At 73.5% G+C, this 15,245-nt stretch carries 13 protein-coding genes, 1 rRNA gene and 1 pseudogene; 12 read left to right on the top strand and 3 right to left on the bottom strand.

The genetic code is table 11. The features are described 5' to 3' along the window. The 3 genes and pseudogenes from rrf to ACZ32T_RS33965 all read left to right on the top strand — a co-directional run. Positions 1 to 92 (top strand): 5S ribosomal RNA (rrf, locus tag ACZ32T_RS33975); the annotation flags it as partial. Positions 93 to 200: 108 nt separating this feature from the next. After that, positions 201 to 1,175 (top strand): annotated as a pseudogene (locus ACZ32T_RS33970) (hypothetical protein); the annotation flags it as partial. A 555-nt stretch (positions 1,176 to 1,730) separates the two neighbouring features. After that, the gene (locus ACZ32T_RS33965) at positions 1,731 to 2,453 is read left to right on the top strand and encodes a tetratricopeptide repeat protein (protein ID WP_467270885.1); all 723 of its coding nucleotides are present in this window, start codon (positions 1,731 to 1,733) and stop codon (positions 2,451 to 2,453) included. A gap of 71 nt (positions 2,454 to 2,524) precedes the next feature. Here ACZ32T_RS33965 and ACZ32T_RS33960 read toward each other — a convergent pair whose 3' ends face one another. Further along, positions 2,525 to 3,805: a DUF1015 family protein gene (locus ACZ32T_RS33960; RefSeq protein ID WP_467371250.1), complete on the bottom strand. Its 1,281-nt coding sequence runs from the start codon at positions 3,803 to 3,805 to the stop codon at positions 2,525 to 2,527. Positions 3,806 to 3,877: 72 nt separating this feature from the next. On the opposite strand from ACZ32T_RS33960, the gene ACZ32T_RS33955 reads away from it, so the two are divergent. The 4 genes from ACZ32T_RS33955 (at position 3,878) to ACZ32T_RS33940 (ending at position 8,023) form a co-directional block, all read left to right on the top strand. Further along, entirely contained in the window at positions 3,878 to 4,906 is a 1,029-nt protein-coding gene (locus ACZ32T_RS33955) for an HAD hydrolase-like protein (protein WP_467270706.1), read from the top strand. Positions 4,907 to 5,046: 140 nt separating this feature from the next. Then, positions 5,047 to 6,108: a FecCD family ABC transporter permease gene (locus tag ACZ32T_RS33950; RefSeq protein WP_467270709.1), complete on the top strand. Its 1,062-nt coding sequence runs from the start codon at positions 5,047 to 5,049 to the stop codon at positions 6,106 to 6,108. Further along, positions 6,105 to 7,163: a FecCD family ABC transporter permease gene (locus ACZ32T_RS33945; protein ID WP_467371248.1), complete on the top strand. Its 1,059-nt coding sequence runs from the start codon at positions 6,105 to 6,107 to the stop codon at positions 7,161 to 7,163. Before ACZ32T_RS33950 ends, ACZ32T_RS33945 begins: the two co-directional genes overlap by 4 nt. Positions 7,164 to 7,219: 56 nt before the next feature. Continuing rightward, the gene (locus ACZ32T_RS33940) at positions 7,220 to 8,023 is read left to right on the top strand and encodes an ABC transporter ATP-binding protein (RefSeq protein ID WP_467371246.1); all 804 of its coding nucleotides are present in this window, start codon (positions 7,220 to 7,222) and stop codon (positions 8,021 to 8,023) included. A gap of 12 nt (positions 8,024 to 8,035) precedes the next feature. On the opposite strand, the gene ACZ32T_RS33935 is transcribed toward ACZ32T_RS33940, so the two are convergent. Next, complete coding sequence (locus ACZ32T_RS33935) at positions 8,036 to 8,383, bottom strand: alkyl sulfatase C-terminal domain-containing protein (RefSeq protein WP_356716285.1); 348 nt, start codon at positions 8,381 to 8,383, stop codon at positions 8,036 to 8,038. A gap of 42 nt (positions 8,384 to 8,425) precedes the next feature. Here ACZ32T_RS33935 and ACZ32T_RS33930 point away from each other — a divergent pair, with 42 nt between their 5' ends. From ACZ32T_RS33930 to ACZ32T_RS33910, 5 genes are all read left to right on the top strand, one after another. Beyond that, positions 8,426 to 8,728 carry a hypothetical protein gene (locus ACZ32T_RS33930; RefSeq protein WP_467371244.1) on the top strand — a complete coding sequence of 101 codons (303 nt, stop codon included), beginning with the start codon at positions 8,426 to 8,428 and terminating at the stop codon, positions 8,726 to 8,728. Positions 8,729 to 8,735: 7 nt separating this feature from the next. Further along, positions 8,736 to 9,551, top strand: a complete 816-nt coding sequence (locus ACZ32T_RS33925; protein ID WP_467371242.1) for a TlyA family RNA methyltransferase — start codon at positions 8,736 to 8,738, stop codon at positions 9,549 to 9,551. Next, positions 9,548 to 10,471, top strand: a complete 924-nt coding sequence (locus ACZ32T_RS33920) for an NAD kinase (RefSeq protein WP_467270718.1) — start codon at positions 9,548 to 9,550, stop codon at positions 10,469 to 10,471. Before ACZ32T_RS33925 ends, ACZ32T_RS33920 begins: the two co-directional genes overlap by 4 nt. 83 nt (positions 10,472 to 10,554) lie before the next feature. Next, the gene (recN, locus tag ACZ32T_RS33915) at positions 10,555 to 12,300 is read left to right on the top strand and encodes a DNA repair protein RecN (RefSeq protein ID WP_467371240.1); all 1,746 of its coding nucleotides are present in this window, start codon (positions 10,555 to 10,557) and stop codon (positions 12,298 to 12,300) included. 175 nt (positions 12,301 to 12,475) lie between these two features. Then, on the top strand, positions 12,476 to 13,546 hold the full coding sequence (locus ACZ32T_RS33910) for a glycosyltransferase family 4 protein (protein ID WP_467371238.1): 1,071 nt from the start codon (positions 12,476 to 12,478) through the stop codon (positions 13,544 to 13,546). Here ACZ32T_RS33910 and ACZ32T_RS33905 read toward each other — a convergent pair. Further along, a complete protein-coding gene (locus ACZ32T_RS33905) occupies positions 13,543 to 15,165 on the bottom strand; it encodes a PucR family transcriptional regulator (protein ID WP_467371235.1) in 1,623 nt (540 codons plus the stop codon). The genes ACZ32T_RS33910 and ACZ32T_RS33905 overlap by 4 nt on opposite strands. Between the last annotated feature and the right edge of the window lie 80 nt (positions 15,166 to 15,245).

The following is a 15,245-nucleotide window of genomic DNA, read 5'->3' as shown; positions in this document are numbered from 1 at the left end:
CGCCCGGTTACATTCCGAACCCGGAAGCTAAGCCTTTCAGCGCCGATGGTACTGCAGGGGGGACCCTGTGGGAGAGTAGGACGCCGCCGAACAATCTTTCAGGACCCCTGGTCCCAGCGTTCATGCTGGGACCAGGGGTCCTTTTTGTTTTGCCGAAGCGCGTCGGATGGTCGGCTGCGCGAGAATGTCTGTGGTACCCGATGACAGGAGTCACCCCCATGTCCACCAACTCTTCCGACGACCGTCCGGAGCGCGAGCCGCGTCGCCGGGACGGCGGTGACAGGGGCGGCTTCCGAGGCGGCCGCGACGACCGGTCCGGCGCGCCTCGGCGTGACAGCGACCGCAACGACCGTGGCGGTTTCCGCCGTGACGACCGTGACCGTGGTCCTCGTCGTGATGACAACCGTGGTGCCGGTGCCGGTGCCGGTGCCGGTGCCGGCGGCGGTTTCCGTCGTGATGACCGGGCTCCCCGTCGTCAGGACGACCGTGGTGGTTACCGCGGTGGTCAGCGTGATGACCGTGGTGGCCGTCCGGCCGGTGGCGGTTTCGAGCGCCGTGACGACCGGCCGCGTGGCCCCCGCCGTGATGACGACCGCCCCGGTGGTTTCCGCCGTGACGACAGCCGTGGTGGCAACGTCGGCGGCGGTGGCTTCCGTCGCGACGACCGTGACCGTGGTCCTCGTCGTGATGACAACCGTGGTGCCGGTGCCGGTGCCGGCGGCGGTTTCCGTCGTGATGACCGGGCTCCCCGTCGTGAGGACGACCGTGGTGGTTACCGCGGTGGTCAGCGTGACGAGCGTGGCGGCCGTCCGGCCGGTGGCGGTTTCGAGCGCCGTGACGACCGGCCGCGTGGCCCGCGTCGCGACGACGACCGCCCCGGTGGTTTCCGCCGTGACGACAGCCGTGGCGGCAACACCGGCGGTGGCGGCTTCCGCCGTGACGACAACCGTGGTGGCGGCGGCTTCCGCCGTGACGACCGTGACCGCGACCGGGCTCCGCGTCGTGAGGACGACCGTGGTGGTTACCGCGGTGGTCAGCGTGACGAGCGTGGTGGCCGTCCGGCCGGTGGCGGTTTCGAGCGCCGTGACGACCGGCCGCGTGGCCCGCGTCGCGACGACGACCGCCCCGGTGGTTTCCGCCGTGACGACAGCCGTGGCGGCAACACCGGCGGTGGCGGCTTCCGCCGCGACGACAACCGTGGTGGCGGCGGCTTCCGCCGTGACGACCGTGACCGCGACCGTGGCCCCCGCCGTGATGACGACCGGCCGAGCAGCTTCCGTCGTGACGACCGGGCTCCGCGTCGTGAGGACGACCGTGGTGGTTACCGCGGTGGTCAGCGTGACGAGCGTGGCGGACGTCCGGCCGGTGGCGGTTTCGAGCGCCGTGACGACCGGCCGCGTGGCCCGCGTCGCGACGACGACCGCCCCGGTGGTTTCCGCCGTGACGACAGCCGAGGAGGCAACACCGGCGGCGGCTTCCGCCGCGACGACAGCCGAGGCGGCGGTGATCGCGGTCCGCGCCGTGACAACGACCGGGGCAACGACCGCGGTGGCTACCGAGGCCGCGACGACCGTGGTGGTTACCAGGGGCGCGACGACCGCGACCGTGAGCCCATCAAGCGCCTCCCCATTCCCGACGACGTCACCGGCCACGAGATCGACAAGGATGTCCGGCAGGAGCTGTACAGCCTGCCGAAGACCCTGGCCGAGGACGTCGCACGGAACCTCGTGATGGTGGCCCGCCTCCTCGACGAGGACCCGGAGCAGGCCTACGCCTACTCGCGTATCGCACTGCGTCTGGCCTCGCGCGTCGCAGCGGTGCGTGAGGCTGCCGGCTTCGCCGCGTACGCGACGCAGAGGTATGCGGAGGCACTGGCCGAGTTCAGGGCGTCCCGTCGCATGACCGGCTCCGTGGACCTGTGGCCCGTCATGGCCGACTGCGAGCGTGGACTCGGCAGGCCCGAGCGGGCGATGGACATGGCGGGTGGGCCCGAGGTCCACAAGCTGGACAAGGCCGGCCAGGTCGAGATGCGCTTGGTCGCCGCCGGAGCCCGCAGGGACATGGGCCAGATCGACGCGGCAATCGTCACGCTGCAGGGCCCCGAGCTCGCCTCCAGCGCCGTCCACTCGTGGACCCCGCGCCTGCGGTACGCGTACGCGGACGCACTTCTGGAAGCAGGGCGCGAGGACGAGGCACGCGAGTGGTTCGGCAAGGCTCTCGAGGCGGACAAGGACGGCGCGACCGATGCGTCGGACCGGCTCGCCGCGCTCGATGGTGTGGAGTTCGTCGACGCCATGGGTGAGGACGACGAGCACCCGGCCGTGGTCGTGACCGAGGCGCCGGGCGTCGAGGAGCTGGACGACGAGGACGACGGCGTGGAGGAGTACTACGACGACGACGACGAGGAAATCGAAGAAGTCGACGACGACTCGGAAGGCTCCGCGAAGGCGTAAGCGCTGAAGAGCTGACAGAAGAGGGCGGCACCCGTCACGGGTGCCGCCCTCTTCTGTTTGCCGCCTGTTCCTCAGTCCGTGTCGAGAGTGCGCAGGACGAGTCCCGTGGCCGGCTTGGGACCGAACGAGGTCGACTTACGGGGCATCGTGACGCCCTGTCTGGCCAGCTCCCGCACCACCTCCTCGCGCACGGGGTGCATCAGCACCGCCGTGGCGTCGTGCCGTTCCGCCTGCTCGACCGCCGCCGCCGTGTCGTGGATGTAGGCGATGTGCTCGGGGGCGTCGGGGATCCGCCACACGTCGTCGAGGAGCGTGGAGTGCAGGACGGTCGCGTCCAGGGCGCGCCAGGCCGCCGGCCGGTCGGCGCGGACCGTGCGGGCCAGCAGCCCCTCGTCCGGCCGGTCGACCAGATGGAAACGGCCGTCGCCCGCGAGCAGGAAGGCGTTGCCGTCCGTCGTGGCCGCAGCGAGGGCGTCGAGCGCCTGCTGCAGCGGTCCGTCGACGCGCTGGACGCGGAAGAGGCCGTCGAGGGCGCGCAGCGCCTGGGCGACCGGAAGGCGGTGCAGCAGCCGGTGGATGGCTCGGACCCGGAGCGGATAGCGGGCGGTGTCGACGAGCAGGACGAGACCGAAGTCCCAGGGGCCGGGGAGGAACTGTTCCCGCTGGAGCCGCAGATAGGTGGCCCAGCGGTGGTGGCCGTCGGCGATCAGTGCCTGGCGACGGGAGAGATCGGCCTCGATCTCCGCCCGCTCCGCAGGGTCGGAGACGGCCCAGAGGCGGTGGCTGAAACCGTCCTCGGTCGTCGTGGTGAGGAGCGGTAGGCGCTCCACCACCCGCTCGATGACGGCCGTCGTGCCGCTCGGCCCGCCGTCTCCCGCATAGCTCAGGAGCAGGGGTTCGAGGTGTGCGGCCGCGGTGCGCATCAGGTCGGCGCGGTCCTCCACCACATCGGCCATGACGTCCTCGTGCGGCAGCACCACGCCCTCCGACGCGGGGGAGAGGGCCAGAGCCCCGATCACACCGCGCTGGAGGACGTCGCCGGCCCGCTGTTCGTACACGTAGAGCACGGGCACCGGGTCCGGGGCGAGCACACCCTCCGCGAGCCAGCGCTTCAGGGTGTCGGCGGCCTGCCGGTGGCGTGCGGCGGCCGTACCGGCCTGCGGGAGGATCAGCCGGACGATGTTGTGCGGGTCCGCGGACTCCAGGTGGTGCAGTCCGTCGGGCCGGACGACGACGTCGTACGGAGGCGAGGTCACCGCCGCGAGGCTGCCGACCCGTTCGGGGACGTACCGCAGTCCACGGAAGGCGGCCAGCCGCAGTCCCTCGCCGGCAGCGGGCCCGGATGTGTTCATTTGTGCATCGTATGTGCGCTCCCGCCATGCGCGATGATCGGGGGAGAAGCATGGAAAGAGGAGCGTACGCATATGAGTCAGCAGTACAGGTCCCGGCCGCTCGGAAGCGGTGTGGCGCTGAGTGAGGCGTACGACACGGCCCTGCTCGATCTCGACGGGGTGGTCTACGCGGGCGGGCACGCCATCGTCCACGCCGTGGAGTCGCTGGGCAGTGCGCGCGCGGGCGGCATGCGTCTCGCGTACGTGACGAACAACGCGCTGCGGACGCCGGACGCGGTGGCGGAGCACCTGACGGAGCTCGGTGTGCCGGCCGACGCCGCTGATGTGATCACGTCGGCGCAGGCGGTGGCCCGGCTGATGGCCGATCAGCTGCCGTCCGGGGCCAAGGTCCTCGTGGTCGGGGGCGAGGGGCTCCGGGTCGCGCTGCGCGAGCGCGGCCTGGTGCCGGTGGAGTCGGCGGACGACGAACCCGTCGCCGTGGCGCAGGGGTTCGGCGGGCCCGATCTGGCATGGGGCCGCTTCTCCGAGGCGGCGTACGCGATCTCGCGCGGGGCCGTGTGGTTCGCGTCGAACACGGACCTGACGATCCCCGGCGCCCGGGGTATCGCTCCCGGCAACGGCGCGGCCGTCGAGGTCGTACGGATCGCGACCGGCGCCGAGCCGCAGGTCGCGGGCAAGCCGTTGCCGCCGATGCACCGGGAGACCGTGCTGCGGACCGGTGCCGAGCGGCCGCTGGTCGTCGGGGACCGGCTGGACACGGACATCGAGGGCGCGTTCAACGGCGGCGTGGACTCGCTGCTCGTCCTCACCGGGGTGACCGACGCGGCGCAGCTGATCGCGGCCGAACCCAAGTACCGCCCGACCTATGTGGACCGGGACCTGCGGGGCCTGCTCACCGGGCAGCCCGAGGTGTCGGAGGAGGACGGCGCGTTCCGCTGCGGCGGGTGGACGGCCGTGGTGCGGGGGGACACGCTCGTCCTGGAAGGTGACGGCGACGCGATCGACGGGCTGCGGGCCCTGTGCGGAGCGGCCTGGACGCATGCCGGGAACGGCTCGTGCGGGCTGGACGCGGAGAAGGCCGTGGCCAGGCTCGGACTGTAGCGGCGAACCCTCGGCCCGGCCGTCCGCGCAGTGGATGAGTCCCGCCCGGCACGCTCCACGGAGCGGAGCCGGGCGGCCCGCGCGGCGGATGCCCCGGCTCCCATGGTGGCCGGAACCAGAGGGTAGGCTACCCTAACCCGGTGTTGGTAGAGAGCCCTTCCGAAACGAACGCCGGTCCCACGGCAGCGCGGGACGAGTCCGCGCGCTCCGGGCGCCACGCGGTGCGAGCCGTGGGGCTGCTGGTCGCCGTGGGCGTGCTGGCCCTGGTGTGCCTCGCGAGTATCGCGATCGGCGCCAAGGCGCTGCCCGTCTCCGAGGTGTGGCACGGCCTGTTCCACTACTCCGGCACCAACGGCGACGTCCTCGTGCGGGACGTGCGGGTGCCGCGCACCGTGCTGGGGCTGATCGTCGGGGCCGCCCTGGGGCTGGCCGGGGCCGTGATGCAGGCGCTGACCCGCAACCCGCTCGCCGAGCCCGGTCTGCTGGGTGTCAACGCGGGCGCGGCTGCGGCCGTCGTCTCCGCCATCACCTTCCTCGGCGTCACCTCGCTCACCGGATACGTCTGGTTCGCGTTCGGCGGCGCCGCGGTCGTCTCCGTCGCGGTGTACCTGCTCGGCGGCAGCCGGTCCGCGAATCCCGTACGGCTGGCGCTCGCCGGCACGGCGGTCACCGCGGCGCTCTTCGGTTACGTCAACGCCGTGCAGCTGCTGGACTCGGCGGCCCTGGACCGGTTGCGCTTCTGGACCGTGGGGTCGCTGGCCTCCGCGAACCCGGAGACCGTGGGCAAGGTGTGGCCGTTCATCGCCCTCGGCGTGCTGCTGGCCCTTGCCATCGCCCGGCCGCTCAACGCGCTGGAGATGGGCGACGACACGGCCAGGGCGCTCGGCGCGCATCTGACCCGAACACGCGTCCTCGCGATGGTGGCCGTCACCCTGCTCTGCGGGGCGGCGACCGCCGCGTGCGGGCCGATCGTCTTCATCGGGCTGATGATCCCGCACCTGGTCCGCACCATCACCGGCCCGGACATGCGGTGGATCCTGCCCTACGCGGCCGTCCTCGCTCCCGTGCTGCTCCTCGGCGCCGACGTGGTGGGCAGGGTCGTCGCCCGCCCCGCCGAGCTCCAGGTCGGCATCGTCACCGCGCTGCTGGGCGGGCCCGTATTCATCCATCTCGTACGCCGCAAGAGGATGGCCCAGCTGTGAAGGCCGCTCAGGACACCACGAAGACCGTCCACGCCGTGCGGACGGCCGGCGGGCTCTCCTTCCGTGTGGACGCACGTGCGTCCGTCGTGATCGCGCTGCTCGTCGCGGCGGCCGCCTTCGCCGCCGTGGTGCTGATCGGCAGCGGTGACTACTCCATGTCGCCCGGTCAGGTCGTCACCACCCTGCTCGGCGACGGAACCTTCCAGCAGGAGTTCATCGTCACCGAACTGCGGCTGCCCAGGGTCCTCGTCGGACTGCTCGTCGGCGCCGCGCTCGGGGCCGGCGGCGCCGTCTTCCAGAGCGTCTCCCGCAACCCGCTCGGCAGCCCGGACGTCCTCGGCTTCGGCCAGGGCTCCGCGGTCGGCGCCCTCATCGTGATCGTGCTCTTCCACGGCGGGCCCACCGAAGTCGCCGCGGGCGCCGTCGTCGGCGGCCTGCTGACGGGCGTCGCCGTGTATCTGCTGGCCTGGAAGCGCGGGGTGCACGGCTACCGCCTCGTCCTGGTCGGAATCGGCGCCGCCGCGATGCTCACCGCCGCGACCCACTACCTGATCACCAAGGCGAACCTCGTCGACGCCACCCGCGCCGTCGTCTGGATGACCGGCTCGCTGGACGGCCGGGACTGGGCGCAGGTCTGGCCGCTCCTCGCGGTCTGCTGCGTCCTGATCCCCCTGGTCCTCGGCCACGGGCGGGCGCTGCGCATGATCGAGATGGGCGACGACGCCGCCCACTCCCTGGGCGTACGGGTGGAACGCACCCGGCTCGTCCTGCTGGGCTGCGCCGTGCTGCTCGTCGCCGTCGCCACCGCCGCCGCCGGGCCCATCGTCTTCGTCTCGCTCAGCGCCCCGCAGGTCGCCCGCCGCCTCACCCGCGCGCCCGGCCCCAACCTGGCCGCCGCTGCCGCCACGGGAGCGGCCCTGCTGCTCGTCGCCGACTGGACCGCCATGAACGCCTTCGGGGACCGCCAGCTCCCGGTGGGCGTCGTCACCGGCGTACTCGGCGGCTGCTACCTGCTGTGGCTCCTCGTGTCCGAGCGCAGGGCGGGCCGCATATGAAGCCGGGCGGAGCGCACCCCTCTCAGACCCGTCCCACCGACTCCGGGAGTACGACCATGCAGCGCCTCACCGCAGACTCGGTGACCCTCGGTTACGACCAGCGGGTCATCGCGGAGGACCTCTCGGTCGAGATCCCCGACAACTCCTTCACCGTCATCGTCGGCCCCAACGCGTGCGGCAAGTCGACCCTGCTGCGCGCCCTCTCCCGGATGCTGAAGCCGAACGCGGGGGACGTCCTGCTGGACGGGCAGTCCATCCACCGGATGCCCGCGAAGAAGGTCGCCAGGACGCTCGGCCTGCTGCCCCAGTCCTCCATAGCCCCGGACGGCATCACCGTCGCCGACCTCGTCTCACGCGGCCGCTACCCCCACCAGGGGCTGCTGCGCCAGTGGTCACCCGAGGACGAGCGGATCGTGAAGGAGTCCATGGAGTCGACCGGTGTCGGCGAGCTCGCCGACCGTTACGTCGACGAGCTGTCCGGCGGCCAGCGCCAGCGGGTCTGGATCGCCATGGCCCTGGCCCAGCAGACCCCGCTCCTGCTGCTGGACGAGCCGACGACGTATCTCGACATCCAGCACCAGATCGACGTGCTCGACCTTTGCGCGGAGCTCCACGAGACGCAGGGCCGCACCCTCGTCGCCGTACTCCACGACCTCAATCACGCGGCCCGGTACGCCACCCACCTCATCGCCATGCGCGAGGGTGCGGTCATCGCCGAGGGCGCGCCCGGTGACGTCGTCACCGCGCAGCTCGTGGAGGAGGTCTTCGGGATGCGGTGCCAGGTCATCGAGGATCCGGAGACGGGGACGCCGCTCGTGGTCCCCGCCGCCCGCCGCAAGCGCGCGGCGGCCTCCGTCTGAGGCCGCCGCCGGTCACAGCAGCGACTTGAGCTTCAGCAGGTCGCGGAAGCCGGCCTCCAGCCGCACCCGGCCGGACGCCCAGGCCTTCGCGAAGTTCAGCTCGCCGTCGACCATGGCCACCAGGTCGTCCCCGGTCATGGCGAGCCGGATCTCGGCCTTCTCCACGGGCGGGCCGTCGTGCGTGTCCAGCACCCGGATCCGGCCGTTCGCCAGCCGTCCGGTGAACGTCACATCGAGATCCCTGATGTGGCAGCTCAGCGAGCGGTCGAGGTCGGCGGCGCCGCGGACGTCGCCGTCCGCCCCCGCCAGATTGTCGGAAAGTGTGTCGAGTGCGCTGCGGCACTCCGCCATGGTCGCCATCGTCACCGACGGTACACCGGCCCTTCGGGGTAGCGTTCCCGCATGAGCGACTGGATGCCGGGGCCGGACACGACGCAGCAGGGTGAGCCGGCCGAAGCGGACGCGGCGCCTCCCGCGCCCACCTTCGACCCCGCCCCGCCCGCGCCCCTCGGCGTCGCACGCACCCCCACGGGACACGCCGGTGTCGACGCGCGGCTGGAGCGGCTGGCCGACGCCGACCACCTCGCGGCGGACGGCCACACCGAGGTGTACGAGGATGTACACCGTGGGCTGCGTGACGAACTCACCGCGCTGGACGCACGGCCCGCACCCGCACCGACGCCCGCGCACGACAACAGGAGCTGAACGAGAAGTGGCAGGAGTGGCACGTCGCCGCCTCGACGCCGAGCTGGTACGCCGCAAGCTCGCCCGCTCGCGCGAACACGCGAGCCAGCTGATCGCGGCGGGGCGGGTGACCGTCGGCGGGAACACCGCGACCAAGCCGGCCACCCAGGTCGAGACCAGCGCCGCCGTCGTCGTCGTCAAGGACGACAGCGACCCCGAGTACGTCTCACGCGGCGGGCACAAACTCGCGGGTGCCCTCGCCGCCTTCGGGCCCCTGGGTCTGAAGGTCGAAGGCCGGCGGGCACTGGACGCCGGGGCCTCGACCGGAGGGTTCACCGATGTGCTGCTCCGGGCCGGCGCGGCACACGTCGTGGCGGTGGACGTCGGTTACGGGCAGCTCGCATGGTCCCTGCAGTCCGATGAACGCGTCACCGTCAAGGACCGTACCAACGTACGCGAGTTGACGGTGGAGCAGATCGACGGTGAGCCGGTGGACCTGGTGGTGGGAGACCTCTCGTTCATCCCGCTCGGTCTCGTGCTGCCCGCCCTCGCCCGCTGCACCGCCCCCGGCGCCGACCTGGTGCTGATGGTCAAGCCGCAGTTCGAGGTGGGCAAGGAGCGCCTCGGCAGCGGCGGTGTGGTCCGCAGCCCCGAGCTCCGGGCCGAAGCCGTACGGGAAGTGGCGCGACGGGCCGGACTGCTCGGCCTCGGTGTCCTGGGGGTCACGGCGAGCCCGCTGCCCGGCCCGTCGGGAAACGTCGAGTATTTTCTGTGGCTGCGGGCCGGCGCACCTGAGCTGGATCCCGCGGACGTCGACCGCGCAGTGGCGGAGGGGCCCCGTTGACAACGCAAGCGGCACAACCAGGGAACGCGGAACGCACGGTCTTCCTGCTCGCGCACACCGGCCGCCCGGCCGCGATCCGCAGCGCCGAACTCGTCGTCCAGGGGCTGCTGCGCAACGGCCTCGGCGTCCGGGCGCTGGCGGCGGAGGCGCAGGACCTGCCGCTGCCCTCGTCCGTGGTCACGGTCACGGACGCGACGACCGATGCCGTGGACGGCTGCGAACTCCTGATCGTGCTCGGCGGGGACGGGACGCTGCTGCGCGGAGCCGAGATCTCCCGCGCCTCCGGTGTGCCGATGCTCGGGGTCAACCTCGGGCGGGTCGGCTTCCTCGCCGAGGCCGAGCGTGACGACCTGGACCAGGTCGTCGAGCGCGTCGTCACCCGGGCCTACCAGGTCGAGGAGCGGATGACGCTCGACGTCATCGTGCACAGCAACGGCGATGTCGTGCACACCGACTGGGCGCTCAACGAGGCCGCCGTCCAGAAGGTCTCGCCCGAGCGGATGCTCGAAGTGGTCCTGGAGATCGACGGCCGTCCGGTGACCGGCTTCGGATGTGACGGGATCGTCTGCGCCACCCCGACCGGCTCGACCGCGTACGCCTTCTCGGCGGGCGGCCCCGTCGTCTGGCCGGAGGTCGAGGCGCTGCTCATGGTGCCGATCAGCGCCCACGCGCTGTTCGCCAAGCCCCTGGTCACCTCGCCCGACTCGGTACTGGCCGTGGAGGTCCAGCCGCACACCCCGCACGGGGTGCTGTGGTGCGACGGCCGGCGGACCGTCGAGCTGCCCGCGGGGGCCAGGGTGGAGGTGCGGCGTGGCGCGGTGCCCGTACGGCTCGCGCGGCTCCACCAGGCGTCGTTCACCGACCGTCTGGTGGCCAAGTTCGCGCTGCCCGTACAGGGCTGGCGGGGCGCTCCGCACTGAATCCCCGGGCCGCTGCTCACACCCGCGTGAGTGAATCCTCCACCGGGGCCCGTCGCACACCGGGCCCCGGACCTCGTAAGGTCATGTCCGTGTTGGAGGAGATGCGGATACGGTCGCTCGGAGTCATCGACGACGCGGTGGTGGAGCTGTCACCCGGTTTCACCGCGGTGACGGGCGAGACCGGCGCGGGCAAGACCATGGTCGTCACCAGCCTCGGGCTGCTGCTCGGCGGGCGCGCCGACCCCGCCCTCGTGCGGGTCGGTGCCAAGGCCGCGGTCGTCGAGGGGCGGATCACGGTGTCCCGGGGCGACGCGGCCGCGGTACGCGCCGAGGAGGCCGGGGGCGAGATCGAGGACGGTGCGCTGATCATCAGCCGTACCGTTTCGGCGGAAGGGCGCTCCCGTGCCCATCTCGGGGGCAGATCCGTGCCCGTGGGGCTGCTCGCGGAGCTCGCCGACGAACTCGTCGCCGTGCACGGCCAGACCGACCAGCAGGGACTGCTCAAGCCCGCACGGCAGCGCCAGGCACTGGACCGCTACGCCGGGGGCGGCGTCGAGGGCCCGCACGCCAAGTACGCGGCGGCCTACCGTCGGCTCCGCGCGGTCGCCACCGAGCTCGACGAGCTGACCACCCGGGCCAGGGAGCGCGCCCAGGAGGCGGATCTGCTGCGCTTCGGCCTCGACGAGGTCGCCGCCGTGGAGCCGCTGCCCGGCGAGGACACCGAACTCGCCGCGGAGGCCGAGAGGCTCGGTCACGCCGAGGCGCTCGCCTCCGCCGCGGCTCTCGCCCACGCGGCGCTCGCGGGGAACCCGGAGGACCCGGAAGGCGTGGACGCCACCACGGTGGTGGCGGCCGCCGGACAGTCCCTGGACGCCGTACGGGCCCACGACCCGGCGCTGGCGGCGCTCGCCGACCGGATCGGCGAGATCTCGATCCTGCTCGCCGACGTGGCCGGTGAGCTCGCCGGATACGCCGACCAGCTCGACGCCGACCCGCTGCGGCTCGCCGCCGTGGAGGAACGGCGCGCCGCGCTCACCGCGCTCACCCGCAAGTACGGCCAGGACATCACCTCCGTACTCGCCTGGGCCGAGGACGGCGCCTCCCGGCTGACCGAACTCGAGGGCGACGACGACCGCATCGGTGAGCTCACGGCGGAGCGCGACGCGCTGCGCGCCGAGCTCTCCGCCCTCGGCCAGGAGCTGACCGACGCGCGGACCGAGGCGGCGGCGCGCTTCGCCGAGGCCGTCACCGAGGAGCTGGCCTCGCTCGCCATGCCGCACGCCAGGGTCTCCTTCGCCGTCAGGCAGACCGAGGCGCCCGACGAGGGGTCCGGCATCGACATCGGCGGCCGCAGCGTGCTCTACGGGCCCTCCGGCGCCGACGAGGTGGAACTCCTGCTGGCGCCGCACCCCGGCGCCCAGCCCCGGCCGATCGCCAAGGGCGCCTCCGGCGGTGAGCTGTCCCGGGTCATGCTGGCCGTCGAGGTGGTCTTCGCGGGCTCCGACCCCGTGCCGACGTACCTCTTCGACGAGGTCGACGCGGGCGTCGGCGGCAAGGCGGCCGTCGAGGTCGGCCGGCGGCTGGCGAAGCTCGCCAGGTCCGCGCAGGTCGTCGTGGTCACCCACCTGCCGCAGGTGGCCGCCTTCGCCGACCGGCAGCTGCTGGTCGAGAAGACCGTGGACGGATCGGTGACCAGGAGCGGCGTCACGGTCCTCGAAGGTGAGGACCGGGTCCGGGAGCTCTCCCGGATGCTCGCCGGCCAGGAGGACTCCGAGACCGCCCGGGCACACGCCGAGGAGCTGCTGGAGACCGCGCGAGCGGACGGTTGACGACCCGCCCCCGTCAATCCCGCGCCGCCCGCCTCACTCGTACGGGTGAGGCGGGCCGCCCGGCCGTCGACGCGACGACGGGAACAACGTTTCGTCAGTCCCGGAACGTTCGTACGGACTGGCATCCTTGGCGCTGTACTTTCCACCGACTCGGGATCCCCGGGAGCCAATCAACGTGTCACAGCTGCGTACGGTCCAAGTCCTGGGCGGCGGTGCCGGAAGCAGCGCTCATGTCAGCTCGCTCTCCGCAGGTCTGGTCGCCAGAGGCGTGCAGGTCACCGTCTGCGCCCCGGCCGGTGCCGGCCGCGCCCACGGCCTCCCCACGACGGGCGCCCGCTTCGTCGCGGTGCCCCGGCGCAGCGACCCCGCGGCCGTCGCCGCCCTCCGCACCGCCTGCACCGGAGCGGACATCGTCCACGCCCACGGACTGCACGCCGCCGTACGCGCCCGGATCGCCCTCAGTGGCCGGGGCGTCCCCCTGGTCGTGACCTGGCACACGCGCACCCACGCCGACGGGGCCCGCGGCAGGCTGCTGCGGCTGCTGGAGCGCAGGGCCGCCCGTGCGGCCGCCGTCGTCCTGGGCACCTCGTGGGAGCTGGTCGACCGGGCCCGCCGCCGGGGTGCCAGGGACGCCCGGCTCGCACCGGCCGCGGTCCCCGCGAGCCGCTTCGCGTACGCCCCCGACGAGGGCAAGGCGCGCGCCGAACTGGGCGCGGTCGGAAGGCCGTTGCTGGTATCGGTGGCACAGCACGACCACGGGACACTGCTGGACGCCGCGCGCGGATGGCGTGCGCTGGACCCCGTGCCGCTGCTGGCCGTCGCGGGGGAGGGGCACCGGGCCGGCGCCCTCCGGCGGCGGATCGCCGCGGAGAGGCTGCCCGTCGTCCTCACCGGCGGCGCGGACGACATCGGTGAGCTCCTCGCCGCCGCCGACATCGCCGTACTGTCCGGCCGCGGGGAGGGCGGGCAGCTGCTCGCCCAGGAGGCCCTGCGGCTCGGCGTCCCGCTGGTCGCGGCCCGGGCCGACGGACTGCCCGAACTCGTCGGCGAGGCAGCCGAGCTCGTGCCCTACGGGGACGCCGACGCGCTGGCCGGAGCCGTCGTACGGCTCCTCGGCGACCCCGGACGACGGGAGCGGCTCGCCGACTCGGGGCGCGCACAGGCCGCCGGCTGGCCGACCGAGGACGACACCGTCGCCCATGTGCTCTCCGTCTACGACGAGTTGGCGCAACAGGTGACGGTCTAAAGCGTGTGGCGGCGGGCGCGCAGAGCCAGGCTCAGGGCGAGCACCGCCTGCGGGTCGTCCAGGTCCGTGCCGAGCAGATCGCCGATGCGGGCCAGCCGGTTGTAGAGCGTCTGCCGGTTCAGATGCAGTTCGCGCGCGGCCTCCGCCTTGCGGCCCGCGTGGGCGAGGTAGGCCTCCAGGGTGGGCAGCAGGGCGGGACGCGAGGTCCGGTCGTGTTCGCGCAGCGGGCCGATCGCGCGGTCCACGAAGGACGCCAGATCCGGATGGTCCCGCAGCCGCCACAGCAGCAGATCGATGTCCAGGCTGCGCGCGTCGTACCAGGGGCGCTCCCCGAGCCCCTGCGCGGCCGTCGCCGCCTCCGCCGCGTGCCGCAGCCCCGCGCCCGCCGCCGCCCAGCCGCCCGCGGCCCCGACCACCACGACGACCGGCGTGCGGTCACCGGCCCGCTCCAGGCCGGCCCGCTCCGCTCCGGCCCGCAGCGCGGCCGCCACCCGGTCGCCGAGCGCCGCACGGGTGGTCCCCGGGCGCAGTGCCAGCAGCAGCGGGACCCTGCCCTCCACCGGGCGCACCCCCACCAGCACCGGCGCGCCCACCGTCGCGAGCTCCTCCGTCACGGCCCGGGCCAGCAGCGCCCAGCTGCCCGACGGCGCCGACTCGGGCGCCAGCCTCATCACCACCGGCAGCAGCGGATCCCCGCCGGGCCGGAAGCCCAGCACACCGGCCTGCGCGGGAGCGTCCTCGGGGGCGATCCGGCCCTCGGCGAGATCCGTGAGGAAGTCGCCGCGTCCCCGCGCCGCCACCTCGTCCTCCTGACGGGCCTGCATCAGCACGACCGCCAGGATGCCCGCCGCCCGCTCGGCCGCCATCCGGTGCACCGTCACCAGCGGGCCCGACACCGCGAGCAGCACCAGCCGGGCCCGTACGGAACCGGCCCCGAGGCCGCCTCCCGGCACCTCCACCAGCAGCGCGCCGGCCGGTGGCGCCTCACGGGCCGCTCGGGCCCCGCGCAGCCCCTCCCAGACCTGCAGCGGATCGGCGCCCACCGGCCCGGCCCCCGCGGCGAACAGCAGCCGGCCGTCCGGGGTCTCCAGGAAGACCGGGTTCGCGGCGAAATCCGCCAGGATCCCCAGGACCTGCGGCACCCCGCCGCCCCCGAGCACCGCCCGGGTGCACCGCCGGTGGACCTCCTCGGCCCGCTGGAGCAGGGCGTAGTGGCCGTTGACGATCTCGGTGTGGATCTCCTCGGTCACCGCCACGAACGGCACCTCACGGTGCAGCTGCACGAGCGGCAGCCCCGCCGTCCTCGCCGCCTCCACGATCGCCGTCGGCAACCGCTCGAAACGCGCCCCGAGCTCCACGACCAGCGCGGCGATGCCGCGGTCGGCCAGTTTGCGGACATAGGCACGCTGGTCGCCGGGCCGGGAGCCCAGGCCGAGCCCCGTGGAGAGCAGCAGCTCCCCGCCCTTGAGGAGCGCGGGGATGTTCGGCGCCTCCCCGGCGTGCACCCAGCGCACCGTCCGGTCCAGCCGGTCCGCGCAGGTGAGCACCTCCGGCAGTCCGGCGCGGAGCCCCGGCAGCTCCAGCGCCCGCCGCACGGTGATCCCGCCCTCTGTCTCCACCGGCTGCGGCCTCGTGCTTTCCGTATCGGCGCGTACGCGCTCGTGCCCGACGAGGGGCGGTAACGCCCCCGGTCAGGAAG

The sequence above is a fragment of the Streptomyces sp. NPDC023573 genome (assembly GCF_055559735.1).
This window is presented reverse-complemented; position numbering and strand designations above follow the sequence as displayed.